This is a genomic window from Cupriavidus sp. YR651, assembly GCF_900101625.1.
Lineage (GTDB): Bacteria > Pseudomonadota > Gammaproteobacteria > Burkholderiales > Burkholderiaceae > Cupriavidus.
In genome coordinates this window covers 1-1,102 of sequence record NZ_FMYZ01000046.1, presented here as the reverse complement: position 1 = coordinate 1,102, position 1,102 = coordinate 1, and the positions used below count along the sequence as shown (strand labels likewise).

The window sequence follows — 1,102 nt, the reverse complement described above, 5'->3', positions numbered from 1 at the left end:
GCGTTCCAGAGCCTGGTGCGGCCGCTGCTCGGCAAGCGGGATACCGAGCTGGCGAGCTGGCGTAACGCGTTGCTGGAAGCCCTGGCGCCGAATGCGCGGCTCATGACCGACCTCATCCCCGAACTGAAGCTCATCACGGGTGACCAGCCGCCGGTGCCGGAGCTTGAGCCGCAGCAGGCGCAGAGCCGCTTTCAGCTCGTGTTTCGCCGGTTCATTGGTGTCTTCGCCCGGCCGGAACATCCGCTGGCGCTCTTCCTCGACGATCTTCAATGGCTCGACACGGCGACGCTCGACTTGCTGGAGGATCTGCTGACACGGGCGGACCTGCGGCACCTGATGGTGATCGGCGCCTATCGGGATAACGAAGTCGATGCCGCTCATCCGTTGAAGCGCACGCTGCAAGCCATCAAGAACGCTGGCGGCAAGGTGGAGGAGATCGCGCTGGCACGGCTTGCACGTGAACACCTCGCGCAACTGATTGCCGATTCAGTCTGCTGCGATCCGATGCGCGTCGCGCCGCTGGCGCAGCTGGTGCACGAGAAGACCGCCGGCAATCCGTTCTTCGTGATTCAGTTTCTCTATTCGCTTGCCGAAGAGGGCCTGTTCCACTTCGATCATGACGCGGCGTGCTGGTCCTGGGATCTTGATCGCATTCACGCCAAGGGCTACACCGACAATGTCGTGGACCTGATGGTCAGCAAACTGAGTCGCTTGCCGGGAGAAACACAGCAGGCGTTGCAGCAGCTCGCCTGCCTTGGCAACGTCGCCGAGATCACGATGTTGTCGACCGTTCTCGCAACACCGGAAAAGCAGGTCCATGCGGTGCTTTGGGAGGCCGTCCGCCAGGAGCTGGTCGAGCGATTGGAGGGCGCCTACAAGTTCATTCATGACCGCGTTCAGGAAGCCGCCTATTCGCTCATCCCGAAAGCCATGCGCGCAGAGGTCCATCTCCGGATCGGCCGCCTGCTGGTCGCGCGCACGCCTGCCGAGAAACGGGAGGAGGCGATCTTCGAGATCGTCAATCAGCTCAACCGCGGCGCGCCGCTGATCACGCAGCCAGCGGAGCGGGACCAACTCGCCGAGCTCAACCTGATGGCGGGAA

Annotated in this window: 1 protein-coding gene; it reads left to right on the top strand. The window is 63.1% G+C overall.

What is annotated here, in order from left to right; genetic code table 11:
• Positions 1–1,102 (top strand): ATP-binding protein (locus tag BLR29_RS31825; protein ID WP_176861128.1); only part of this gene is annotated, 1,102 nt, incomplete at both ends.